Raw genomic sequence first — 22,938 nt, forward strand, 5'->3', positions numbered from 1 at the left:
AGTTCAATTATCTTAAGAAAAACTTTAACTGAACACGGTCTACCTTCTCTGAAAGTACGTCGATAGATGTTTTTCTTATCCATTTTTCTGGAGTATTTCGTAAAAATAGTTTGACAACGACTGTGCAACAGGATTATAGTCAATGTTGTTAATCGTAATAATTACTATTAAAGTCCAGATTACACAGACTGCACATATAAGGAGTAGATTTCTATGACACAAAAGCAAGTTCCGGTAACCGTACTGAGTGGTTACCTCGGTTCAGGGAAAACAACCGTTTTGAATCATGTGTTGAACAACAGACAAGGGCTTAAGGTTGCCGTGATCGTTAACGACATGAGTGAAGTCAACATTGATGCTGCGCTGGTTAAGGGGGAGGCAACCTTGTCTCGAACTGAAGAGAAGTTGGTGGAGTTGTCCAACGGGTGTATCTGTTGCACCTTGCGGGATGATCTGATGCAAGAGATTGAGAAGCTGGTGAACGAAGGCAAGTATGACTATATTTTGATCGAATCCACTGGTATCAGTGAACCTGTTCCCGTTGCACAGACCTTTACATACGCCGATGAGGAGTCGGGTATTGATCTGACAAGTTTAGCCCGATTGGATTGTCTGGTAACAGTAGTGGATGCCAATCGTTTCTGGCATGATTTTGGATCAGGACAGAGTCTTCTGGATCGTAATCAGGCGACCGGAGATGAGGACACCCGCGACGTCGTAGACTTGTTGATTGATCAGATCGAAACGTGTGATGTACTGCTGCTGAACAAATGTGATCTGGTCGATGACACCGAGCTGAATAAACTGGAAGGCATCATCCGCAAGCTACAGCCTAATGCCAAAATCATTCGCACGGAGAGTGGACAGGTGAATCCGTCTGAGATTCTGAATACAGGCCGTTTTGATTTTGAAAAGGTGAGCATGTCCGCTGGATGGATTCAGGAGCTGGAGAAGGAGTCGCACACACCGGAAACGGAGGAATATGGCATTGCTTCCTTCGTTTATCGCCGCAGAAGGCCATTCCACCCTTCCCGTCTGGCTGAATTCATGAGTTACTGGCCGGAAGAAGTGGTACGTGCCAAAGGTTTGGTATGGCTTGCCGCCCAAGGAGATGTTGCTGCAAGCCTGAGTCAGGCAGGACCATCCATTCAATTTGGTCCTGCGGGGCATTGGGTCGCGGCGTTGCCGGAAGCGGACAAAGAAGAAATTTTGCGTAACGAGCCAGATGTTCTGGAGAAATGGGATGCCCAGTGGGGAGATCGCCAGACGGAGCTTGTCATGATTGGAATCGACATGGAACGTGCCAGTATTGAAGATGAGCTGGACCAGTGCCTGCTTAGTGATGAAGAAATGCTGGTCGACTGGGGTCATTTCGACAATCCACTGCCATGGCCTGTGGAGGCTGTATAAGTCGGAAGGTTGTTCTGTTTAAACATAAATTAAAGGGATAAAGGAGCTGGATTTCATGGCTAAAAAATCAAAAGTGGTACGTGAGATGCAACGCCAAGCGATCGTGGCGAAATATGCGGATCTGCGCCGGGAATTGAAGGAAAAAGGGGATTACGAAGCCTTGCAGAAACTGCCGCGTAATGCATCTCCGACTAGACTGAAGAACCGTTGCGAAGTGACGGGCCGCCCGCGGGGTTATCTACGCAAGTTCAAGGTATCTCGAATCAAGTTCAGAGAACTGGCTCATCAAGGGCAGATCCCTGGCGTAACAAAATCCAGTTGGTAAATGGATCAAGGGGGCGTATTTTGCTGAAAGGATGTGCATCTTCATGCTGGACTTGTTTACACTCCAAAGGATTCAGTCCGTAATGAACGGTTATATTCATGAGAAGGTACCCGCGCCACTGCGTACGATGGTGAAGTTGACGTATGAGATGAATGACAATGAACTGATCCTCACTGAAGAAAGACCCGCCGAGGAACGGTATCAATGGGACAAGATGCATATTGCCCGATTTTACTGGGAAGATCATCGGTGGAAGGTGTATGCCAGAGATGAACAGAGCAGCTGGAACCCGGTAGATGTGATTACACCTTGTTCTGATTTTGAGGATGTGCTCGAGCAGGTCGAACGGGATGAGGCCGGGGTATTCTGGCGTGAGTGAGGTTAATGAGGATGAAGATCCGAATGAACATCTATTAAAATGAGTGAAGAAGACTCTGCATGTTGTATGCAGAGTCTTCTTTTTGCGTCAGCATAATGAAGTAACTTGTGCCTATAACGAATGATTGTGCATCATTCGAAACTGCATGGGTGTTACGTTTTCCTGGGTTTTAAAACATCGGATGAAGTAGCTCGACTGTGAGAATCCCGTTTCAAGCGTAATTTGTTTAATGGAAAGGTTCGTTGTCGCGAGCAGTTGCTTGGCATGCAATAACCTGGATTCCATCAGGAATTCCGGGAAGGAGATGCCGAACGTCTGACTGAACTTGCGGCTAAAGTAGGTTGTACTGTATCCGGCAATCCCGGCAATGTGTTCAAGTGTAATATGCTCGTTACTATGGGACCGAATATAATTCCCCGCTTCACGAATTCGCTCTGAAGTGTGATTAAGCGAAACATTGATTCGACTCGCTGCGGATTGCAATCGGGTCAGAAGTTCGTATAGCGTTGCCGCCATGCTGTGTTCGTCTTCCACTTGATAACCTCTTCCGAGCCCCATTAACCGATCCATGAGCGCAGTAACCACCGGGAAGTTGGAACATTGAAACAGCCATGGCTCGTCAACGCCTTTTCCATTTAACAATTCTTCGAGACGAACGCCGTAGAAGTGAATCCAACGAATACTCCAAGGATCATCCGAATCGGAGTAGTACGTTTGTCTGAGACCGGGGCCATAGAGAAATCCCTGCCCTTGCATTAACTCATATCGTGTGGTTCCGGTGTCAAGGAATCCTTTGCCGCTGAGTACAAGGTGCAGGTTGTAACATCGATCCAAGTTAATTTCAGTCGTGCCATATTCTCGATGCACACGATGCTTCGGAAAGTCACTGTACCCTCCAATAAAATCGGGAAAGCATACATGTCTGGGGAAAATCGGCTTGGGGAGAAAGATGTGTTCTTTCACGTGCATCCTCCATCTGAACGCAATATTTTTATGTAATGAATCCAAATAGATTCATTCAACTGTCGTTTGAGTCGTAGACAATGACAATATTTTATTATAAGTCGCATAATCTTGTCATTTATTATACGTGAAGGTTCCAATAGAATGGAGGCAATATGGCAGGTTAAGGAGGCAAATGAAGATGGCAAAGTCTATACATATGGATGAATTGAAAATGGGGGTCTGTTATTACCCTGAGCATTGGTCGGAAGCGTTGTGGGAGGACGATTTCCGCAGAATGCGAGAGATGAATATTACGGTTATTCGGATGGCTGAATTCGCATGGTCCATCTTTGAACCGGAAGAAGACCAGTTCGATTTTAGTTTTTTCCAGAAGGCAATGGATCTGGCACATCAATATGGTTTGAGCGTTATTTTGGGAACACCAACTGCAACTCCACCAGCTTGGTTAACCTCAAAATACCCTGAAGTATTAAATGCGAATAAAGACGGCGTATTGTATCAACACGGCATGCGACGCCATACCAACTACAGCAGCCCCATCTACAGACAGCAATGTGAAAAAATCGTGCGTAATATGGTGATTGCCTATAAAGATCATCCGGCTCTCATTGGCTGGCAGATCGATAACGAATTCAATTGCCATATGGATGTGTTCTACGCTGAGGCAGATCATGACGCTTTCCGTGAATGGCTTAAGGATCGTTATGAATCATTAGAGAATCTGAACCAGGCTTGGGGAACCGTTTTCTGGAGTCAGACCTATACCGACTGGGAGCAAGTCCACCTTACCCGAAATATGGTCAGTCCATCGCCAAATCCTCACCTGGCATTGGATGAAAAGAGATTCATCTCAGCCAATACCATTTCATTTGCCAAGGTTCAGGTGGACATCATTCGGGAACTGGACCCGAAACATTGGATCACAACGAACGGTACGTTTGGACACCTGGATAATCATGAAATGACAGAGGAGCTGCTCGATTTCTTCTCTTATGATTCGTATCCGCAGTTTGCCACGATCTTCCCGGGAACAGATGATAATTCGTTACAAGACCGGGCCTGGAGCATGAAACTGTCCAACGTACGCAACATGTCACCGAACTTCTGCGTAATGGAGCAACAGTCTGGGCCAGGAGGCTGGGTCGACAGCATAGGCATGGGTACGCCAAGACCGGGACAGATCCGATTATGGTCGTATCAATCGGTTCTTCACGGAACAGACCTGCTCGTCTATTTCCGCTGGCGGACGGCAACATTTGGCACGGAGATGTACTGGCATGGCATCAATGATTACCATAATCAACCCAACAGAAGGGTACGCGAGGTTGCGCAAGTAGGGGAGGAGTTTGCCAAGATCGGGCGTGTTATTGCGGGCACTACCTATCAAGCCGACGTTGCGATCCTGCAGGATTACGATAACATCTGGGACGGAGAGTTGGACGAATGGCACGGACCGCTTCATCAGCAGAGCGTACGCTCCTGGTATAAGCAGCTCCAGTATCGTCATATTCCGACGGATCTGGTTACCCTGCAATCCACGACAACACTGGAGGCGTTATCCCAATATAAGGTGATCATCTATGCTCACCCGGCCATCATGTCAGACGAGACAGCAGAACTGCTGCAAGCTTATGTCAGTCAAGGGGGAACTCTGTTTTTCGGTGCGCGCACGGGTTATAAGGACCTTAAGGGACATTGTTATATGAGACCATTCCCAGGCGCTGTTGCTGAGTTGTGTGGTGTAACCGTAGAAGACTTCACATTAATCAAAGGAACCGTTTCCGCATCCACGTTGCAATGGAGCGGGACGAGAGGGCGACTTCAGGAGGGAACAACAACGACCGGATTTAACGAAGTCCTTCATGTGGAGTATCCTGACGTGCAGGTCGTAGCCGAGTATGCATCCGAATATTATGCAGATAGTCCTGCTATGACCAAACGCGCGGTAGGTCAAGGGCATGTGTGGTATTATGGTGCAGCTTATAATGAACCGGTCGTCGATGCTCTTCTGGAAGAGATCGGGCTAGTCTCGCCTGTGGATGACCTTGTAGAGGTGCCGTCCGAAGTTGAGCTTGGGATCCGTTCCGGTAAGGATAAAGCTTATGTATTTTTACTCAACTACTCGGACCACGAAGTGGCCATCCAGCTTAAAAAGCAAGCCAAAGAGTTGTTATCGGGTACAACGCTTCAGAATGAGGTCAACCTACCCGCGTATGGTGTATTTATCTTGGAGATCGATCTGCCGCAATGAGCAGCCCATCCTTGGATCTGATGAGTGATTATATATAGAAAGAATCCAAAAAACGCCTTGCAGCCATTGCAAGGCGTTTGGTATATGCATCATGTGCGCCATACGTTTAGCATGGACGGACTGAAGGGCTGTACATCATACACTTAAGCTTCGTACAAAATTTCGCCTGTTCGGGACACATCATATCCCTCGAATGATTGCAGTTCCTGCCTGAACTCAGGCGATTGGAGAATTCGCAGCACCGATTCGGTCCAGGCTTCATTACCTTGCTTCCTCAGCATGACCAGATCATAGCGTTCCTGAACGAGCGGGATAAAATCAACCTGGCCCACAAGTCGTGCAGCCTTCTCAATGCCAACTCCGACATCGGCTTCACCTGAACTGACTTTGGCAGCCACACCCATATGACTGGTTTCTTCGGCTTCATATCCGATCAGATTCGCGGCAGGAATTCCATGCAGCCGAAGCTGCTCATCCAGCAATACGCGCGCACCAGAACCTTTCTCCCGATTAGCTAGTCTTAGTTCAGGCTTGCTCAGATCGGTCCAATGCTGCAAGTTCTGCGGGTTGCCTCGCCCAACATACAATCCTGCTGGTCGGGACAGTAAATTCACCACTACATAAGACCGTCCCGTCAGGATTTTGCGAATATACGGCAGATTATATTCACCGGTATCTCCGTCGAGCAGATGGGTGCTGACCAGATCGGATTCACCACGATACATCGAGATAAGCCCGTCCAGACTCCCCATGAACGAGCGCAGCGGACGGATGTCCCGGGTCTGTTTTTCCATATGGCGCATTAGGATATCCAGACTGACATCCTGACCTGTGATGACCAGATGTCTTGGTGCAGCAGTCATGGTATGGGTAGAATTCGCTGGAGGAATTGCATACGCAGACCCGGCGGGGTTGGCTGACAGTAAGGAAGTTCCGTGAGAATCACCATGACCTGGCTGATTAGCCGATGCCGAGGTTTGATCCGAAGCCGGGATGCGTTGATTTGAAGATTGAAGTTGCTTGGAGCGACGTTTATATGCCTCCAGATCCGTTGCATCAATCCGCATTTGTTTACCCACGCGGTATGCGACAAGGTCTCCCTTTTTGATCAGGTCATAGACTGTCAGTTTCGATATTTTGAGCAGCTTGGATATTTCTTCGGTTGTGTAGGATTGCTCCTCCGTCATAAGTGAAGATCCTCCTTCAAAGATATAGATCCGATCATTCATCGTAATGGAATGTTTCTTGTACTATACCATTAATTGAGGGATGGCATAAACCTGAGCACGCGGAAGAAACCCATAGGATCGGGTAACAAAATCAAATGTGATTGAAATCACCTTCCCATTTTTTTTGTCTTGTGTATAATTAGATATAATTAATTATAACTAGTTATATCTGAATATAACGTTAGGGGAGAAATGAATGAGAAAGAGAATCGGATATGTATTGGGGAGCATGTCACTGGGACTGGCTCTTGTATTGGCTGGTTGTGGTGCAAGTACGGGCTCTACGGATACATCCACAAGTGCAGAACAAACGACTTCAACGCCAGCGGCATCAGGTGAAAGTTCATCAGCGGGAAATAGTGAACCTCAGGAAACGGTAGATCTGACGATCTCTGCGGCTGCCAGTCTGACCGATGCGATGAAAGAGATTGAAACCAATTATGAGCGAGCTAATCCTTATATAGAACTTAATTTCAACTTTGGTGCATCAGGTGCCTTGCAACAGCAGATTGAACAGGGTGCCCCGGCTGATATCTTTGTATCGGCGGCAACGAAAAATATGAATGCCCTGGTGGATGAGAACCTGATTGCAACTGGTGATCAGAAGAATCTGCTACAGAATTCACTGGTGGCCATTGTGCCAGCAGATGGGACCCATACCGTAACCAGCGAAAAGGATCTCACCAGCGAGTCGATTAAGACGGTAGCGATTGGCATTCCGGAAAGTGTGCCTGCGGGAACCTATGCCAAGGAAGCTTTGACTAATGCCAAGCTGTGGGATCAACTGGAGAGCAAACTTGTGCAGGGGAAAGATGTTAGACAAGTGCTTCAATATGTGGAGACAGGCAATGCAGATGCAGGATTTGTATATAAAACGGATGCTCTTACTTCAGACCAAGTGAACATTGCGTTTGAGGTGGACAAGAACAGCTACACACCCGCCAATTATCCGATAGGCATTATTGAAGGAACGAAACACCGCACAGAGGCCGAACAATTCTATGCGTATTTGCAAACCCCTGAAGTATTGGATATCTTCGCGAAATACGGCTTTACGATTCCGCAATGAATGTGAACGCCATAGACTGGTCCGTATTCTGGTCCCCGGTGCGCCTGTCGCTTCAGGTTGCGCTGTTATCCAGTGTGGTTGCCACTGTGCTCGGAATCGCGATAGCCTGGAAGATGTCACGTACATCATTTCGGGGAAAGACACTGCTGGAAACGGCATTTATGCTGCCGCTAGTTCTGCCTCCGACGGTGGTTGGATTTCTGTTGCTTGTCATACTGGGACGTAAAAGTCTGTTTGGACAATGGATTGAAGCCATATTCTCCGCACCGGTTATTTTCACCTGGTGGGCTGCGGTGATTGCTTCGGTGGTGGTTGCTTTTCCACTCGTGTATCAGACCATGAAATCAGGATTCGGCGGTGTGGATCGGGATCTGGAAGATGCAGGACGTTCGATTGGGGCGAATGAGTGGCAGGTCTTTCGTTACATTTCTTTGCCGCTCGCAGGCAGAGCACTGATGACCGCCTTCATCCTTGGCTTTGCCCGGGCACTCGGGGAATTCGGAGCCACACTGATGATTGCAGGCAATATTCCGGGCAAAACGCAAACGGTACCCACCGCAATTTATGTCGCTGTTGATTCAGGCAATCAGACCATGGCCTGGGCATGGACTGTTTCCATTATCATCATCTCTTTTATCATGTTATTGATGACTAGACAGCAGCGAGATGGTAAAAATACCTGATTTTATATGCGTTAATATAATATATAACGTGACGAAAAACCCGTATTAAGGAACGAGCTTTTTTCCTTTAATACGGGTTTTTATCACAGATTTGATATGCACCAATACCAACAACCTGCCAAATTGGAACGAATGGAAATGTAAAGCTGTTTTAACATAAAAAAATAAAAAAAATACCAAAATTTAATCATTCAGCACTCGCTTTCAGTGGGCTTGTTCCTGTAAGATAGAAGTAATTGATTCCAGCCAAGTATTGAAATAAGGAGAGACGACGATGAACACTAAACCTGATTGCGGCGTTTCGTTGCAAATCGATGACTATCTGGATCTTTTGCATTTTGCCATTCAAATTCAAGATCAGGAATGGCAGCAATCCTTAATCCACCAACTTAAAATATTTCAGACGGCGACGGACCAGCAGCGCACACCTGAAGAGGAATTATGGACAAGGTTCGATTACATTAACAGCAAACTTACTGGTCTGTGCCATCAGATTCATGCCGCTCATTCCATGGATGAACGCAAGAAGTTCGAGGAACGGATCGGCCTTTTGCAATTACAGCGAGTGGAAGTTGCGCGTAAAATTAAATGGGCAAGTCGCAGATAGATGAGAGAGCAAAGCACAACGTGGTGTAACGCCAACAGGATATAATCGAACGAGATTCATACATGAAGAAGCCGTCCGCCAATGGATATTGGGGATGGCTTTTTCGTGTACTATAGAGAAGTTCTATAACCATATCAGGATGTCCTATTAGTTAAGTTATTGCTCAAAGATGACTTGTGATGATATTCTTTGTTCAACCTAATTCCGACTATACAAGTAAGAATGGTTTGTTAATGAATTAGAGGAATAGGAATACACATCATATTTGCTGTGATAACAGCCTGTGGAGGAGATTGGGAATGGTTAAAAAACGGGGGATTCAAAAATTCCGGACAGCACTGCTGTTCATTACAATGTTGGCGGTCCTGGCTGGATGCAGCACAGGTACTGCAAGCAATGAGTCAGAATCTGCTTCAGCAGCAGGCGACACCAAAGTGAAAAAAATCATTGTAGGAACAGGTACACAGTTCCCGAATGTCTGCTTCATTGATGAGAATGGCAAGTTAACAGGTTATGATGTGGAATTGATCCGGGAGATCGACAAACGTTTGCCTGAGTATGAATTCGAATTCAGCACCATGGATTTCAAAAACCTACTGCTGAGTCTGGAAACGAAAAAAATTGACTTGATCGCGCACCAGATGGAAGTGAACGAAGAGAGACAGGCCAAGTTCCTGTTTAATGATGAAGCCTATAATATTTTCCCAAATAAAATTGTCGTAAGTCAGAAAAATGAGGAAGTAAAATCGATTGAGGATCTGAAGGGTAAAAAATTGATCGTTGGTGCTACGAGTAATGCGGCTGTACTTGCTGAGAAATGGAATGCATCGAACGGTAACGGGATTGATATCGTATATTCCGGAGCAGGTGAGGATACCATTACCCAGATCAAAACAGGCCGGGTGGATGCAACCATCAGCACTCAGTTTGCCATTGATTATCAGAATAAAGCGGTTGATGCCCAGTTGAAAACGGTGGGAGATGCCCTCTCCAACTCCAAAGTGTATTTCATTCTGAACAAAGATGAGCAGGAGCTCAAAACCAAAGTGGACGAAGCGCTCAAATCGATCAAAGAAGATGGAACATTAGGCAAACTGAGCACAGAGTGGCTTGGAGCTGACTATACGGTTGAAGAGTAGTCTGAGAGAGGTGTGCAGCGGTAATGGGAAAATCATTTGATCTGTCATTGGTTCTGGATTTCATCCCGGAACTGCTACGATATTTGCATATAACACTGATTGTACTAGGGGGCTCCATCGTGCTCGGACTGGTGGGCGGCGTGCTTCTGGCCGTTCCCCGTCTGTATCGGATTCCGGTACTAAGCCAGCTGGCTACCCTGTACGTCTCATTCATGCGGGGCACACCGATCCTGATCAAATTATTCCTGGTGTATTACGGACTTCCCGAGTTGCTCAAACCGATTGGCATCGATCTGTCGAGAACCGACCCGTTGTTATTTGTCATTGTGACCTATGCGCTTAGTGATGCGGCATCCTTTGCCGAGATCTTTCGCGGAGCAGTGCGCAGTGTGGATAAAGGTCAGACGGAGGCAGCCTACGCTGCGGGGATGACGACATTCCAGTCTTTTCGGCGGATTGTCGTTCCGCAAGCACTGATTGTTGCTTTTCCGAACATGGCCAATACGTTAATCGGTTCATTAAAGGATACTTCTTTGGCCTTCTCCATTGGTGTCATGGATATGGTAGGTAGAGGGCAGACGTTAATCTCCGCCACGTCCCACGCACTTGAGGTATACATCAGTCTGTCTGTGGTCTATTATGTCATTGTCATTGTACTCGAAAAAGGATTTGCCGTTGCAGAACGCAGACTACAGCGTCATGAACGCAAGAGGGTTGTACACAAACCGGCCGTTCGCGCCAAACGCCTGAAAGAGGTTGTTCAAAAAGTCCGCTTTTGATTACGAATCATGCCTGGCGGCATCATCAGCATCGAAGATGAAATTCAGCCGAAATGTCCGTTGCTCACGTAGGTTTCCCTACGCTCCGCTACTCCATTTCTAACTTCATTCCATCTTCTCGGTACTGAAAACCAGACTTTTTGAACTTGCATTGAAACGAATAGCGGGGTGAGCATATGTCGATTGATCTCCAGTTTATCTATACCTCTTTTTTTCAAATTCTGAAGGCATTGCCACTGACACTCGTCATTACGATTGTGCCGTTGATTGCAGGCTTCGGAATCGGTCTGGCTACGGCTCTGATCCGTATTTATCGTGTGCGGTGGATTCACCGTATTGCTGAGTTCTACGTTTCTTTCCTGCGTGGAACACCGATGCTGATGCATCTATTCCTCATCTATTATGGTATTCCGATGATTATTGATAAGCTGGCGGAACGTTACGGTTGGGCTTTCCAATCTTCATCGATCCCGATTCTCGTATTTGTACTCATTGCCTTCTCGCTTACTGCGGGCGCCTATATGTCCGAGATTATCCGTTCAGGCATTCTTGCCGTTGATATCGGTCAGATGGAAGCTGCACACGCTGTGGGTATGAGCACATTCCAGGCTTTAAGGCGCATCATCATTCCTCAAGCGATCGGGGCGGTATTGCCTAATCTGTGCAGCATGTTTGTCGGGTTCCTGCATGGATCAACACTCGCCTTTACCGTGTCACAGATGGACATTCTCGGTAAAGCGGATGTGGTGGCATCCGTCAGTCTGAAATTTCTGGAGGCCTTTATCGCCGCCGCGTTCATCTACTGGGGGCTGACCCTCATTGCCGAGCGGATCACCGCTGTGCTTGAGCGTCGGGTTGCCGTGTACAGCAAAGGAGGCGTGTCATGATTACACTAACGAACATACACAAAACATTTGGCAAGCAGGACGTATTGAAGGGGATTGATCTGACGGTGGAGCAGGGTGATGTCGTTGCGATCCTTGGACCGAGTGGATCAGGTAAAACAACGTTGCTGCGCTGCGTCAATTTTCTGGAACGTGCCGATGAGGGCGAGGTTCAGATCAGTGGGTTAACCGTAGATTGCAAGCATGCACGCAAACATGACATTGTGCAATTGAGACGAAAAACGGCGATGGTCTTCCAGCATTATAATCTGTTCAAACATAAGACGGTGCTGGATAACGTCACGGAGGGTTTAATTATTGCCCAGAAAATGTCCAAAGCCGATGCCCGTACTCGTGCCTTGCGTGTGCTTGAACAAGTCGGATTGTCTGCCAAAATCAATGAGTATCCGAGTATGTTGTCCGGTGGACAACAGCAACGGGTGGGTATCGCCAGAGCATTGGCACTGAATCCCGAAGTAATTTTGTTTGATGAACCGACCTCAGCGCTGGACCCCGAGCTTGTGGGTGAGGTGTTGTCTGTCATCCGCTCCATTGCTCAAGAGGGGATTACCATGATTGTGGTCACCCATGAAATGGGGTTTGCCCGTGAGGTGGCCAATCGGGTTGTTTTCATGGATGGAGGTTCCATTGTAGAGGAAGGAACCCCGGAAGAGGTATTTGTGCGTCCCAAGCAGGAACGGACTCGCCAATTCCTCAGTCGATATTCTTCTGACTGGAGTTATGTCATCTGACGATATAGGCGCAAGCTGTAGTAACTGACGATCCCGGCCCGGCATATGCTGTAACAGGCAAATGCTGATAGGCCGGGTTTTTCTATGGGTGAAGCAGGCCGTGACGGTAAGGAGGAGGACCATGCAGAGCAAAATCGATGAAATCATCACACATATTGCACACTCTCACCAGCAGATCGCACGTGTGCTGGATGCCAAACGCCAAGTCGCTGTACGCATGTCTGAAATCATCAATCATTTGCCAGATATCGAACCGGAGTTGGATGGCGTTGACGGTCTGCTGGATAGCTCTGGGCAAATCAACAAAAGCATTATCTCTTACTTGGGAGGCCTTGCAGATCTGGAAGAGGCTGTAGCCGAAACGCTGACCCAAGTCATGCGGGAGATCGCGGTTCAAGAGGAAGAATAAGCCCGGAAGGCGGGTGAAGGAACATGAGTAGAGAACAGAGCCTCATTCTGATGCTGGACGCAGCAGCCAAGATGCAGTGGAATATTGCCCTGATCCTGGAGGCAAAAGCGATTGAGGCCGAGAAGGTACGGAACTGGACGCTGAATCATTTGAATGGGGATACCTTTCTGACGCATGGAGATCAGGTCGGCGAGCCACTCAAAATGCATGATCAGCTGGTGGAATTGCTGGAAGGTTTAACCCGGATGGAGACCGGACTGTGCAACAATCTCAAAGCGGTGATGGTACAGAACGACAGCGAAGATGGCGGCGGTATGGATGGTGGCATGTTTGGCGGCATGGATCTGGGAGACATGGGAAAATGAGTCTGATGCGGCGTGAGCAGGAAGCTAAACTGGCCCTCATTGAATCCATTGCACACAGTCAGCAGGCGCTGGCACGCATTCTGGACAGTGTAGCCAGTGTAACCGCTCATTCGGAAGTATCCGCCCGCAGTCTGGCCGAGAACATTCGTCTGCTGAGTCGCTATCAGGAAGAGATGTCTCGCATGGTAACGGGAATCAGGCTGGCTCGAATCCAGCATGGGGAGCCAGGCTTGCCGTGGCTCAAAGACCCCGAGTGTGCAATTCGTATCGTTCGGGACATACAGGAGGAATGATGACATGTTAAAAAAGAAGAAAATACGACTGAGAACCAAAAGAGCTTTGGTCACTCGTGGAGCCCGTCTGCGCAAAATTCGCAAGCTGCGTGCCCTCAGAGCCAAACGTCTTCTTCACAAACGCCCACTTAAAGGACGCAGTGCGTGGCTCAAAAAAAAGAAACGTACGGTACGGCGGCACCGGAGTCCGAAGCCCGTACAACCATTCGTCCCGGCTACCCCTACCGATCCGAATCCGGACGGTGCATACAGCCAGGGATACAACGAGGCGTACAACGAGGGATTCAACGCGGGTTTCGCCAAGGGATTCGAGGACGGACATCAGCTGGCGTACAAAGCACAGTAATCGAAAAGATGGGATGAAGCTAGAAATGGAGCAGCGGAGCGTAGGGAAGACTACGTGAGCAACTGCACTGTTTCCGAAGCAACCTTCGTAAGCATCGGCTTATTTCCGCTGTATTCCATATTCGATGCTGGTAATGCCGAACAAATGATGATAGCCCGGGGGGACAGATCCCCCCGGGTTATTTGCATCGCCGCAAAAGCGGACATGCCCGTTCAGGCGGATGTGGAGGGCAAGCGCCAATTTTGCGCCTTGCAGGACACCCGTCCATGATGCATCTGACCCCGAGGCATATCCTTTAGAGGGAAGACCAATCTCGGGGAGAGTCTGGAAGTGAGATCTCCTGAAGGAAGACAGGGTGAAGAATGTGGCAAAACGAAGACACCGTCCGCTAACTGAAGCGGAGACAGCTTACCGCGGCGGATATGCAGAAGGCCGCAGATTTGGCGGCTGTCAAGCCATGATGGAGCGGGTACAGATGTTTGAACCAACTCTGCGGGACATGAAGGTGCTGTATATTCCGCAAGGGTTCGATGCCATCGATGAAGGTGTCACCCTGGCCCTGCAGCAGTCTGTACGTGAATGCGTTGTTGGATCGCCAGCAACAATGTTGCAGGAAGCCAGTCAGCATCGGCCAGATGTTGTGCTCGTTATGAATGGTCTGCATGTGTTTCCCCCGGATCATCTGGAGCAGGTGAAGGGCATACGTGAACTCGGTATTCGAACAGCTGTGTGGTTTGTGGATGATCCGTATTTTACCGAGGATACCGTGTCCCTGTGTCAACACTATGATGTCGTGTTCACACATGAAGAGGCCGCTGTACCATTCTATCAAGGACATGGAGCCAGCCGGGTTATCTATATGCCACTCGCAGTGAATCCGGGGATGTTTCAACCGCGTCGCGCGGCACCGCAGCATCAGCATGATATTTGTTTTATCGGTACCGGATTTTGGAACCGGATTGCCTTGTTTGATGAGCTGGCTCCATTTCTTGCGGACAAAAAGGTATTCATTGCAGGTAGTCAGTGGAACCGGCTGGCACGTTTTGATGTACTGGGCCGCTTCATCCACGAAGGATGGATTGCTCCGGGAGAGACAGTCGATTATTACAATGGCGCCAAGATTGTCATTAACATTCACCGGACTTGCGAGAATGGGGAAGACAATCGCAACACACATCATCTTGAAGGTCATTCCATTAACCCGCGCACGTATGAGATTAGTGCCTGCGGCACCATGCAGATTACAGATGCACGTGCGGATTTGCCCCGTTATTATAAGCCGGGATATGACATCGAGACCTTCACCAACGCAGCAGAACTTCAGCGCAAGATCCACTATTATCTGAAGCATGAAGAAGAACGACAGGCGATGGCATGGCGGGGACTTCTCACCACGATGAACCAGCACACGTTCACTCGCCGCATCGGTCAGTTGCTGGAACATCTGTAACCCCCGTCTGAAGTAACAGCACAACGAGTAACCTATCCCAAAAAATAAAGGAGTGGCGGTATGTCTCTCAAACACCGTAAAACCAAAAAGGTTCATGCACCGGTACTGAGCCTGGCTGATCAAGCGCGCAAAAATGGGCAACATGCCGGATATGACGCAGGTAAGGAAGAAGGATATCTGCGCGGTCGCGCCAACTATATTGTAAATTGTGCACAGGAACCGTTGCCTTTCCGACAAGTTCACGTGCTGTATGTATCTTCGGGTAAAGGTTTCCCATACTCCCCGTTGGATGAGGCCATCATGGCCACGCTACAGGGAATGGTAGCTCAGGTAACCCTCACGGATCCGCGTCAACCGGTTTCTGAGATTGCGCTGCAGACGCGTCCTGATCTGGTGCTTGTGTTGGATGGAATGGATATACCCATCGAGCATATCGATGCGATCCGCCAAGCCGGCATTCAGACGGCCATCTGGCTGACCGATGATCCGTACTATACAGACATGACGCTTGATATCGTCAAACATTTTGACCATATCTTCACGTTGGAACTGAACTGTATCGATCTATATCGACAAAACGGCTGCGCGTCAGTCCATTATCTCCCTTTTGCCGCGTTCACCAATCATTATTTTCCGATTACAACCCCTTCACCGTTAAAACGGGATGTCAGCTTTATCGGCTCGGCTTATTGGAACCGGGTATACTTCTTTAATCCGATCATGCCTCAGTTGATGTCACACAATACAGTATTTAACGGAATCTGGTGGGACCGTCTGCCTGACTATACTGCCTATGGCGAGAAGATTGAACTTGGCCGCTGGATGAGTCCACAGGAGACCAATGATGTGTACAATGGCACCAAAATTGTCATTAACCTGCACCGATCCCACGAAGATGATTCCGTCAATAATAATCACCTCAAAATACCGCCAGCCTCACCGAACCCAAGAACGTTTGAAATTGCCGCTTCCACAACGCTACAGTTGACCGACGCAAGGGATGACATTACGCGTTTCTACAAACCGGGTGTGGAGATTGAGACGTATTCCTCGCCGCAGGAGTTACTCGAAAAGGTGGAATATTATCTTACGCATGAAAAGGAACGCCGTGAGATTGCCCTTCGTGGACTCGAGCGTACCCTGAAAGACCACACGTATGGCAAAAGAATTAATGAAATGTTAACCATCATATTTCCTTAATCCTGGCCGGGAGGAGGTGTGCACAGTACCCTGTATCGGATATCCGCATACAGGGTCCGTGCGGCCATGGCAACGAAACCAAAGATGATGTTATTTTCACATGTGTGCAATACTCGCAGCATTACAGGTGCAGAGAAGCTGCTGCTTCATTTTATGAGAGAGATCGGTACGATCTTTGAGTGTGTGCTCATTGTTCCCCAGGATGGGAAGCTGGCAGGGCTTGCACGAAGATTCGGCATTCAGGTCAAAATATGCAATCTGCCGATGCTTCACGGTGTGTACACACCTTACCTGGGCATTGCAAATGATGCGGAGCAACTTCGCCATACACCAGCATATCAGGAAGTGGTCTCCCTCATACGGGAGACTGCTCCCGATCTCGTGTTAACGAATACCTGTGTCAATGTGATGCCGGCTGTAGCGGCGAAGTCGCTTCAGATTCCGATTATCTGGAAGATTACCGAGATCATTCATACGAATGAACATACAACCGAGGCGATTCAGATGATTGGTCGTTATGCAGACTGGATTATCGGTATCTCAGAGACAGCGGTCGCTCCATTCCATCAAGCTGGCATGAGTGACAAACTAACCGTCATTTCGCCGACATGGGAACCGGCTCTGCCCGCACCGGACCGCTGGGTTCATCTGCGTGAGCGCAAGCGCAAGGAACTTGGTCTTAAGGCATCACAGACTTGTATCGGTTATATTTCTTCCTTTATATATGATGCCAAAGGGTTGAAACCTTTTGTGGATATGGCCTTGAGGATCTGTGAAACGCATTCGCGCTGTCGCTTCTGGATCATCGGGGCACCATCGGATAAAAAGTATTACGACGAGTGTGTATCACGGGTGAAAAAATCCGGGTATTCACGCCGGTTTACCTTCACTACGTTTGAAGAGAACGTATCTCTGGCGTATAGCGCCATGGATATCGTGGTCATCCCAAGCATGGTCAAAGAAGGATTTGGCATGACCGCACTGGAGGGTCTCTATTTTGCCAAACCGGTCATCGCTTTCGCTCAGGGTGGACTGAAGGAATTAATGGAATCCGTAGGCAGTGGTGCATTTTTGGCCCCGCCGGGAGATACCGAAGCACTTGTCACCTTGGCGACAACCTTGCTGAATGATTCGGAGCTGGCCTCGAATACGGGGTGGCGCAATCGGACAGAAGCGGAAAAGCTCTACGGGGTTGAAACCTACCGAACGAAATTGCATACGATGGTGACACAGTGGTTATTGCGTTTTCCCGGATGGTTTGCTTATATCCAACCTCCGAATGGACCTGTGTATACCCATGGGGAGGGAGGACTACGCACGGTACTGGTTCTGGAGCCAGTTACGGTTCGGGCACTGTTATTCCCGCTGACGGTCATACAGGCGTTGCCACATTCCTCATTACCTCCGATCGCATTGGGTCAAGATGCCCCTGTAGCCTCAAGTGCTGGCCCAGCTGCAAAGCTGATTCAACAGAGGGGCAAAACGCGGAAACGCCGTCGTAAGTCACTTGCATCTCATTCTCGCCGAGACCGTGAGGGGCTGAAACGTACTTCCGGAACTGGCCGACGTAAAGGGAGATCCCGTACAACGAAGGGACCGCGTCCGCATATGGGCAAATCAGCTACCCGCAGACGCAAATCTGCCAAGGCGGGACGCAGCCGAGCAGGGCGCAAGGGTTCCAATACAAGATGAAGGCAGGGATTACGATGAAGATCATGACGGTGCTGGGTACGAGACCTGAGATCATACGGCTCAGCCTGATCATCTCCAAGCTGGACCAGTATGCGTCCAAACATATTCTGGTGCACACGGGACAGAACTTCACGGAAAGTCTCAGTGGTCTCTTTTTCAAGGAAATGGGCCTGCGCGCACCGGATTACGTTCTTCAGGATGAAGCAGCCTCTCTGGGACGACAGCTGTCCTCGATGTTTACGCAAATGGAAGATCTGATATTGCAGGAGAAGCCCGATAAACTGCTGCTGCTCGGGGATACCAATAGTGCATTATGTGCAGTATTGGCTGAGCGCATGGGTGTTCCTGTTATTCATATGGAAGCAGGCAATCGTTGCTTTGATCTGGATGTGCCTGAGGAGAAGAATCGCAAGGTTATTGATGCCATCTCCACCATTAATATGCCTTACACGGAACAGAGCAAGAAACATTTGGTCAGCGAAGGTGTACCAAGCAGGCGCATTGTGCTCACGGGCAATCCCATCTATGAAGTGATGCAGCACTATGACGCACAGGTGAACTCCAGCAAAATCCTCAAAAAGCTGAAGCTGAAGTCCGGGCAATATTTTTTGGTTACTGCCCATCGAGCCGAGAATGTGGATCATGCCCCTCATCTGCTGGAGATTATGAAAGGACTTAATCAGGTCGCAGAGGAACACGGGCTGCGTGTAATCTGCAGCATTCATCCGCGTACAGCAATTCGGATTGCGGAGCATCTGCAACTGGAGATGAACCCGTTGGTAGAGTTTCACGAGCCGTTTGGATTCTTCGATTTTGTGATGCTCGAACGTCATGCACGTTGTGCGCTCACGGACAGTGGTACGGTGCAGGAAGAGTGCTGCATTATGGGCGTGCCGACCGTAACTATGCGCCGAACTACCGAGCGTCCGGAAACGGTGGATTGCGGCAGCAATGTGGTCTCCGGTCTGGATGCGGCACGCATCGCTGATTGCGTGAAAGTCATGACGCAGATGTCCACTGATTGGGATTGCCCGCAAGGTTACAAAGCAACAGATGTATCCGGTAAAGTAGTTAAATTTCTGCTTGGAGGGAAAATGCATGTTTGAAAATAAGCGTATACTCGTGACTGGCGGTACGGGATCATGGGGTTATGAACTTGTGGCTCAACTGCTGCCCCAGCAGCCCAAAGAAATTATTGTATATTCCCGGAACGAGTCCAGCCAAGTGGCCATGAGTCGTGAATTTGAAGACCCGCGTCTTCATTTCCGGATTGGAGATATTCGTGACAAGGATGCCTTGACGGCGGCTTGCCAGCATGTGGACTATGTGTTTCATCTGGCAGCACTCAAGCATGTTCCGGTGTGTGAAGACCAGCCGTACGAAGCGCTCAAAACCAATGTGATTGGTACACAAAACGTGATTGAGGCTGCCATTGAAAATAAGGTGGAAAAAGTAATCTATATCTCGACTGACAAAGCTGCCAATCCGTCCAACTTCTACGGCATGACCAAAGCAATCGGCGAGAAATTAATTGTATATGCCAATTTGTTACACAGTGAAACCAAGTTTGTTACGGTACGGGGCGGAAATGTTCTGGGAACGAACGGCAGTGTGGTACATCTGTTCAAGAATCAGATTCGTCAGAAAGGCCAGGTCTCCATCACGGATATGAGCATGACCCGGTTCTTCCTCACACTGAAGGATGCAATTACCCTGCTGTTCAAAGCCTCGGTGGAAAGTGTCGGCGGAGAGATCTTTGTCATGACGATGCCAACCTGCAAAATCGTGGATCTCGCGGAAGTGTTAATTGAGGATTCCGGTGTGGAGAATGTGGCCATTGTGGAACAGGGCATTCGTCCAGGTGAGAAAATTCATGAAATATTGATGAGTGAATTCGAGAGCATGACTACCGTTGTCTACGATGAGCAGTATCTGGTAATTCTTCCTACCCTGGGCATTCCAGGTCTGCGTGAACATTATACCAATTGTCCACCGGTCTCCTTTAACAGCTTCAGCTCTGAACACCAACTGATGACCAAAGAGGAGATTCGTGAAATTCTCAAGCGCGGAGGATTTTTGTCATGAAACTGCTGATACTTGGTGGAAACGGAATGGCCGGCCATATTCTGGTCGACTATTTCCGCCGTCAAGGTGTACACAGCGTCTTCTACACAACTCGTGATGTAACGGACCCCAATGGTCTGCTCCTGGATGTGAACGACAGCTTCATGGTTGATCGATTGCTAGAAGCGGTGCACCCGGATGTGATTATTAATGCAGTAGGTGTGTTGAACAGCTTTGCAGATGAGGACAAAATTACGGCCTATCATATCAATGGGTTTCTGCCGCATCGTCTGCGGCGGGTTGCGGATACGATTGGTGCACGTCTGATTCATATCAGCACAGACTGTGTGTTCAGCGGAGATCGGGGAGCATACCGGGAAGATGATGTTACGGATGGGACTTCAGCTTATGCCATTACCAAAGCACTTGGTGAAGTCCAGGATGAAGGTCATCTGACGATTCGTACGTCCATCATTGGACCCGAAATTCGGCAGGGCGGCATTGGTCTGATGCAATGGTTTATGTCCCGCACAGGTGAAGTCGGCGGGTATACCCGCGTATTCTGGAATGGTGTGACCACACTTGAGCTGGCCAAATGGGTTGACCATTACCTGGCCTCATCCATTAGTGGTCTGATCCATCTAGCTCATCCAACACCTGTCAGCAAGCATGACCTGCTTGTGTTGTTCAAGCAGACCTGGAACAAGCAGGATGTGACGATTGTACGTGATGACAGTGTAGTGCAGGACCGTACGCTGGTGTCCACTCGCGAGGACGTGAAGACAGACCTGCCGGATTATTCTACAATGCTGAAGGAGTTGGCATTATGGATGGAGCAGAGCTGACGGGCAAGAAAGTGCTGATTACAGGCGCCTCCGGTTTTACCGGGCGACATGCGGTATCTTATTTTCGGGAAGTTGGTGCAGTGGTTGCAGCGGTAGTCCGGAGACCGGATGTACATTCGTTTGGAATAGGTACCCAAGTCCATGTCTGTGATCTGAATGATAAACAGCAAGTGCGTCATCTGATCGGCGAGGTGCAGCCCGACTATGTGCTGCATCTCGCTGGCAAAAATTCAGTGCCTGATTCATGGTCTGATCCGTTACTGGTCCTGGAGACCAATGTGATGGCCGTGCTGTATTTGCTGGATGCGCTTCGCAGTTGTCCGGCAGCACGAACCGTTATTGTAGGATCGAGGTTAAAATATACGCAGGAACCTGGCCGTATTCCCCAGCCTCCACATCCATATAGCCTCAGCAAAGCGCTGGAAGAGATGGTGTCCTTGTCGTGGATGTCACTCTTCGGACAACAGATCATGCTGGCGGAACCGGGCAATCTGATTGGTGCAGGTCCTTCCACAGGCATCTGTTCACTGCTTGCACGCCATGTTGTTGCCTGTGAGCAGGCGGGCAAAACGGAGGCGTTCCGCCTGTCCGGACGGGACAATACCCGTGACTTTCTGGATGTGCGGGATGCAGTCAGAGCGTACGCAACCCTCCTGATACAGGGGGCCAGCGGTACAGTATACCCGGTGGTGTCTGGCACCGAGCGGAGTCTTGGTGAAGTTGCAGATCTGCTGTTGTCCATGACAGAAGCGGAAGTCCCTGTTCGCTGGGATGGGGCATCTTCTGGTCCGGACGGTTCGGGGAAACAGGAGGAATTATCACTGCTGCGCAAGCTTGGCTGGCAGCCGATGATTCCATTTGCCACATCGCTTCAGGATATCCTGAGTGATGTTCGTGCCCAGCAAGGGAGGACGACAGGTTGAGTCCAAGAGTATCCATTGTCATTCCATTCTACAACTGCCCTTATGTGCCTCAGGCGATTCAAAGTGCGCTGAACCAGACATATTCGGATGTGGAGATCGTTGTTGTGAATGACGGTTCCACCCGGCATGCAGAGCTGCTTCAGCCTTATCTTCCTTATATTAATGTGCTTGGCAAAAGCAATGGTGGAACGGCTTCGGCACTTAATCACGGCATCCGGCATGCATCCGGTGATTATGTAGCCTGGCTTAGTTCGGACGATTTTCTGTATCCAGATAAAATCCGGTATCAGCTCGAGTTTATGCAGCGCGAGAATGTACTCGTTTCATACACGAATTTTCACTATATCAACGAGCATTCGGCTGTTACGCAAATGCATGGTGGACCTGAACCGATGTCGGATCTGGACTTACTTCGTCGGTTTGTTAACGGCAATCCGGTCAATGGCTGCACGGTCATGATTCGCAAGGATCTCTTTAGCGGAGTGGGGCTGTTCGATGAGCTTCTGCCATACACGCACGATCTGGATCTCTGGCTGCGTATTCTTCTGAACGGTCATCGTTTTCCATACCTGAATGAGCCACTTACTGCGTATCGTTGGCATGGAGGTATGGGTTCACTTCGTCATGCGGATGTGATCGGCAGAGAGGCATCCATGGTGTGGTCCAGATATCGCGAACCGTTGTTGCAGCGCATAGCGGCGCTTGGGGGTTAGCGTTGGGAGGGCAGTTATGAAGCCACAAGTTGGCGGAGTGACGCCCTCTTTGCGCAGCATTTTACCCGATGACAGTAAAGGTGGTATTAGAATGAAATGTGCTTCCGTAACACCGCGGATGTCCAATGCCGATCGAATGGATCTTCATAAAATGTAGGAAAGCAA

Annotated in this window: 26 protein-coding genes; 24 read left to right on the forward strand and 2 right to left on the reverse strand. The window is 48.9% G+C overall.

Annotated elements, in window-relative coordinates:
* Positions 1 to 213: 213 nt before the first annotated feature.
* From MKY73_RS04495 to MKY73_RS04505, 3 genes are read left to right on the forward strand one after another with little or no spacing between them, the layout of a single operon-like run.
* Positions 214 to 1,410, forward strand: a complete 1,197-nt coding sequence (locus MKY73_RS04495; RefSeq protein WP_339305876.1) for a GTP-binding protein — start codon at positions 214 to 216, stop codon at positions 1,408 to 1,410.
* Positions 1,411 to 1,465: 55 nt separating this feature from the next.
* Positions 1,466 to 1,735 (forward strand): 30S ribosomal protein S14, encoded by a 270-nt coding sequence (rpsN, locus tag MKY73_RS04500; protein WP_339305877.1) that lies wholly within the window; start codon positions 1,466 to 1,468, stop codon positions 1,733 to 1,735.
* Positions 1,736 to 1,778: 43 nt separating this feature from the next.
* Positions 1,779 to 2,114: a DUF3024 domain-containing protein gene (locus MKY73_RS04505; protein ID WP_339305878.1), complete on the forward strand. Its 336-nt coding sequence runs from the start codon at positions 1,779 to 1,781 to the stop codon at positions 2,112 to 2,114.
* 111 nt (positions 2,115 to 2,225) lie between these two features.
* Here the strand turns inward: MKY73_RS04505 and MKY73_RS04510 are convergent, their stop codons facing one another.
* Positions 2,226 to 3,077: an AraC family transcriptional regulator gene (locus MKY73_RS04510; RefSeq protein WP_339305879.1), complete on the reverse strand. Its 852-nt coding sequence runs from the start codon at positions 3,075 to 3,077 to the stop codon at positions 2,226 to 2,228.
* Positions 3,078 to 3,258: 181 nt separating this feature from the next.
* Between MKY73_RS04510 and MKY73_RS04515 the strand changes: the two genes are divergently transcribed.
* Positions 3,259 to 5,331, forward strand: coding sequence for a beta-galactosidase (locus tag MKY73_RS04515; protein ID WP_339305881.1), 2,073 nt, complete (start codon positions 3,259 to 3,261; stop codon positions 5,329 to 5,331).
* A gap of 143 nt (positions 5,332 to 5,474) precedes the next feature.
* On the opposite strand, the gene MKY73_RS04520 is transcribed toward MKY73_RS04515, so the two are convergent.
* Positions 5,475 to 6,518: a helix-turn-helix transcriptional regulator gene (locus tag MKY73_RS04520; RefSeq protein WP_339305882.1), complete on the reverse strand. Its 1,044-nt coding sequence runs from the start codon at positions 6,516 to 6,518 to the stop codon at positions 5,475 to 5,477.
* A gap of 238 nt (positions 6,519 to 6,756) precedes the next feature.
* Here MKY73_RS04520 and modA point away from each other — a divergent pair, with 238 nt between their 5' ends.
* The 20 genes from modA (at position 6,757) to MKY73_RS04620 (ending at position 22,930) form a co-directional block, all read left to right on the forward strand.
* Positions 6,757 to 7,629 (forward strand): molybdate ABC transporter substrate-binding protein, encoded by an 873-nt coding sequence (gene modA / locus MKY73_RS04525; RefSeq protein WP_339305883.1) that lies wholly within the window; start codon positions 6,757 to 6,759, stop codon positions 7,627 to 7,629.
* The gene (gene modB, locus MKY73_RS04530; protein WP_339305885.1) at positions 7,626 to 8,312 is read left to right on the forward strand and encodes a molybdate ABC transporter permease subunit; all 687 of its coding nucleotides are present in this window, start codon (positions 7,626 to 7,628) and stop codon (positions 8,310 to 8,312) included. Before modA ends, modB begins: the two co-directional genes overlap by 4 nt.
* A gap of 274 nt (positions 8,313 to 8,586) precedes the next feature.
* Complete coding sequence (locus MKY73_RS04535) at positions 8,587 to 8,919, forward strand: hypothetical protein (RefSeq protein WP_339305886.1); 333 nt, start codon at positions 8,587 to 8,589, stop codon at positions 8,917 to 8,919.
* 299 nt (positions 8,920 to 9,218) lie between these two features.
* Entirely contained in the window at positions 9,219 to 10,058 is an 840-nt protein-coding gene (locus MKY73_RS04540; protein ID WP_339305888.1) for a transporter substrate-binding domain-containing protein, read from the forward strand.
* Between the two features lie 23 nt (positions 10,059 to 10,081).
* Positions 10,082 to 10,837 (forward strand): amino acid ABC transporter permease, encoded by a 756-nt coding sequence (locus MKY73_RS04545; RefSeq protein ID WP_339305890.1) that lies wholly within the window; start codon positions 10,082 to 10,084, stop codon positions 10,835 to 10,837.
* A 176-nt stretch (positions 10,838 to 11,013) separates the two neighbouring features.
* Positions 11,014 to 11,724: an amino acid ABC transporter permease gene (locus MKY73_RS04550; protein WP_339305892.1), complete on the forward strand. Its 711-nt coding sequence runs from the start codon at positions 11,014 to 11,016 to the stop codon at positions 11,722 to 11,724.
* On the forward strand, positions 11,721 to 12,473 hold the full coding sequence (locus tag MKY73_RS04555; protein WP_339305893.1) for an amino acid ABC transporter ATP-binding protein: 753 nt from the start codon (positions 11,721 to 11,723) through the stop codon (positions 12,471 to 12,473). Before MKY73_RS04550 ends, MKY73_RS04555 begins: the two co-directional genes overlap by 4 nt.
* A 121-nt stretch (positions 12,474 to 12,594) precedes the next feature.
* Positions 12,595 to 12,882 (forward strand): hypothetical protein, encoded by a 288-nt coding sequence (locus MKY73_RS04560; RefSeq protein WP_017692509.1) that lies wholly within the window; start codon positions 12,595 to 12,597, stop codon positions 12,880 to 12,882.
* 23 nt (positions 12,883 to 12,905) lie between these two features.
* Positions 12,906 to 13,247 (forward strand): hypothetical protein, encoded by a 342-nt coding sequence (locus MKY73_RS04565; RefSeq protein WP_017692510.1) that lies wholly within the window; start codon positions 12,906 to 12,908, stop codon positions 13,245 to 13,247.
* Positions 13,244 to 13,540 carry a hypothetical protein gene (locus tag MKY73_RS04570; protein ID WP_339237302.1) on the forward strand — a complete coding sequence of 99 codons (297 nt, stop codon included), beginning with the start codon at positions 13,244 to 13,246 and terminating at the stop codon, positions 13,538 to 13,540. Before MKY73_RS04565 ends, MKY73_RS04570 begins: the two co-directional genes overlap by 4 nt.
* Positions 13,541 to 13,544: 4 nt before the next feature.
* Complete coding sequence (locus MKY73_RS04575; RefSeq protein WP_339305895.1) at positions 13,545 to 13,886, forward strand: hypothetical protein; 342 nt, start codon at positions 13,545 to 13,547, stop codon at positions 13,884 to 13,886.
* A 355-nt stretch (positions 13,887 to 14,241) separates the two neighbouring features.
* Positions 14,242 to 15,336: a glycosyltransferase gene (locus MKY73_RS04580; RefSeq protein ID WP_339305897.1), complete on the forward strand. Its 1,095-nt coding sequence runs from the start codon at positions 14,242 to 14,244 to the stop codon at positions 15,334 to 15,336.
* Positions 15,337 to 15,396: 60 nt separating this feature from the next.
* Complete coding sequence (locus tag MKY73_RS04585) at positions 15,397 to 16,536, forward strand: glycosyltransferase (protein WP_339237296.1); 1,140 nt, start codon at positions 15,397 to 15,399, stop codon at positions 16,534 to 16,536.
* Between the two features lie 66 nt (positions 16,537 to 16,602).
* Positions 16,603 to 18,228 carry a glycosyltransferase family 4 protein gene (locus MKY73_RS04590; protein ID WP_339305899.1) on the forward strand — a complete coding sequence of 542 codons (1,626 nt, stop codon included), beginning with the start codon at positions 16,603 to 16,605 and terminating at the stop codon, positions 18,226 to 18,228.
* 14 nt (positions 18,229 to 18,242) lie between these two features.
* Positions 18,243 to 19,334: a UDP-N-acetylglucosamine 2-epimerase (non-hydrolyzing) gene (gene wecB / locus MKY73_RS04595; protein ID WP_339237292.1), complete on the forward strand. Its 1,092-nt coding sequence runs from the start codon at positions 18,243 to 18,245 to the stop codon at positions 19,332 to 19,334.
* Positions 19,327 to 20,313 carry a polysaccharide biosynthesis protein gene (locus MKY73_RS04600; RefSeq protein ID WP_339257113.1) on the forward strand — a complete coding sequence of 329 codons (987 nt, stop codon included), beginning with the start codon at positions 19,327 to 19,329 and terminating at the stop codon, positions 20,311 to 20,313. The genes wecB and MKY73_RS04600 overlap by 8 nt, the downstream gene beginning before the upstream one ends.
* Entirely contained in the window at positions 20,310 to 21,137 is an 828-nt protein-coding gene (locus MKY73_RS04605; protein ID WP_339305900.1) for an SDR family oxidoreductase, read from the forward strand. Before MKY73_RS04600 ends, MKY73_RS04605 begins: the two co-directional genes overlap by 4 nt.
* A complete protein-coding gene (locus MKY73_RS04610; RefSeq protein WP_339305901.1) occupies positions 21,119 to 22,060 on the forward strand; it encodes an NAD-dependent epimerase/dehydratase family protein in 942 nt (313 codons plus the stop codon). Before MKY73_RS04605 ends, MKY73_RS04610 begins: the two co-directional genes overlap by 19 nt.
* The gene (locus tag MKY73_RS04615) at positions 22,057 to 22,773 is read left to right on the forward strand and encodes a glycosyltransferase (RefSeq protein WP_339305902.1); all 717 of its coding nucleotides are present in this window, start codon (positions 22,057 to 22,059) and stop codon (positions 22,771 to 22,773) included. The genes MKY73_RS04610 and MKY73_RS04615 overlap by 4 nt, the downstream gene beginning before the upstream one ends.
* 16 nt (positions 22,774 to 22,789) lie before the next feature.
* Positions 22,790 to 22,930, forward strand: coding sequence for a hypothetical protein (locus MKY73_RS04620; RefSeq protein ID WP_339257109.1), 141 nt, complete (start codon positions 22,790 to 22,792; stop codon positions 22,928 to 22,930).
* Positions 22,931 to 22,938: the final 8 nt, after the last annotated feature.

The sequence above is a fragment of the Paenibacillus sp. FSL R5-0519 genome (genome assembly GCF_037974275.1).
In the GTDB taxonomy this organism is placed as follows: Bacteria; Bacillota; Bacilli; order Paenibacillales; family Paenibacillaceae; genus Paenibacillus.

Coding starts and splice junctions, on each gene's coding strand:
- MKY73_RS04570 (WP_339237302.1), top strand. CDS start 13,244: ATGAGTCTGATGCGGCGTGAGCAGGAAGCTAAACTGGCCCTCATTGAA.
- wecB (WP_339237292.1), top strand. CDS start 18,243: ATGAAGATCATGACGGTGCTGGGTACGAGACCTGAGATCATACGGCTC.
- MKY73_RS04565 (WP_017692510.1), top strand. CDS start 12,906: ATGAGTAGAGAACAGAGCCTCATTCTGATGCTGGACGCAGCAGCCAAG.
- MKY73_RS04555 (WP_339305893.1), top strand. CDS start 11,721: ATGATTACACTAACGAACATACACAAAACATTTGGCAAGCAGGACGTA.
- MKY73_RS04520 (WP_339305882.1), bottom strand. CDS start 6,518: ATGACGGAGGAGCAATCCTACACAACCGAAGAAATATCCAAGCTGCTC.
- rpsN (WP_339305877.1), top strand. CDS start 1,466: ATGGCTAAAAAATCAAAAGTGGTACGTGAGATGCAACGCCAAGCGATC.
- MKY73_RS04610 (WP_339305901.1), top strand. CDS start 21,119: ATGGATGGAGCAGAGCTGACGGGCAAGAAAGTGCTGATTACAGGCGCC.
- MKY73_RS04605 (WP_339305900.1), top strand. CDS start 20,310: ATGAAACTGCTGATACTTGGTGGAAACGGAATGGCCGGCCATATTCTG.
- MKY73_RS04560 (WP_017692509.1), top strand. CDS start 12,595: ATGCAGAGCAAAATCGATGAAATCATCACACATATTGCACACTCTCAC.
- MKY73_RS04620 (WP_339257109.1), top strand. CDS start 22,790: ATGAAGCCACAAGTTGGCGGAGTGACGCCCTCTTTGCGCAGCATTTTA.
- MKY73_RS04515 (WP_339305881.1), top strand. CDS start 3,259: ATGGCAAAGTCTATACATATGGATGAATTGAAAATGGGGGTCTGTTAT.
- MKY73_RS04495 (WP_339305876.1), top strand. CDS start 214: ATGACACAAAAGCAAGTTCCGGTAACCGTACTGAGTGGTTACCTCGGT.
- MKY73_RS04505 (WP_339305878.1), top strand. CDS start 1,779: ATGCTGGACTTGTTTACACTCCAAAGGATTCAGTCCGTAATGAACGGT.
- MKY73_RS04585 (WP_339237296.1), top strand. CDS start 15,397: ATGTCTCTCAAACACCGTAAAACCAAAAAGGTTCATGCACCGGTACTG.
- MKY73_RS04550 (WP_339305892.1), top strand. CDS start 11,014: ATGTCGATTGATCTCCAGTTTATCTATACCTCTTTTTTTCAAATTCTG.
- MKY73_RS04600 (WP_339257113.1), top strand. CDS start 19,327: ATGTTTGAAAATAAGCGTATACTCGTGACTGGCGGTACGGGATCATGG.
- MKY73_RS04535 (WP_339305886.1), top strand. CDS start 8,587: ATGAACACTAAACCTGATTGCGGCGTTTCGTTGCAAATCGATGACTAT.
- MKY73_RS04540 (WP_339305888.1), top strand. CDS start 9,219: ATGGTTAAAAAACGGGGGATTCAAAAATTCCGGACAGCACTGCTGTTC.
- MKY73_RS04545 (WP_339305890.1), top strand. CDS start 10,082: ATGGGAAAATCATTTGATCTGTCATTGGTTCTGGATTTCATCCCGGAA.
- modB (WP_339305885.1), top strand. CDS start 7,626: ATGAATGTGAACGCCATAGACTGGTCCGTATTCTGGTCCCCGGTGCGC.
- MKY73_RS04590 (WP_339305899.1), top strand. CDS start 16,603: ATGGCAACGAAACCAAAGATGATGTTATTTTCACATGTGTGCAATACT.
- MKY73_RS04575 (WP_339305895.1), top strand. CDS start 13,545: ATGTTAAAAAAGAAGAAAATACGACTGAGAACCAAAAGAGCTTTGGTC.
- modA (WP_339305883.1), top strand. CDS start 6,757: ATGAGAAAGAGAATCGGATATGTATTGGGGAGCATGTCACTGGGACTG.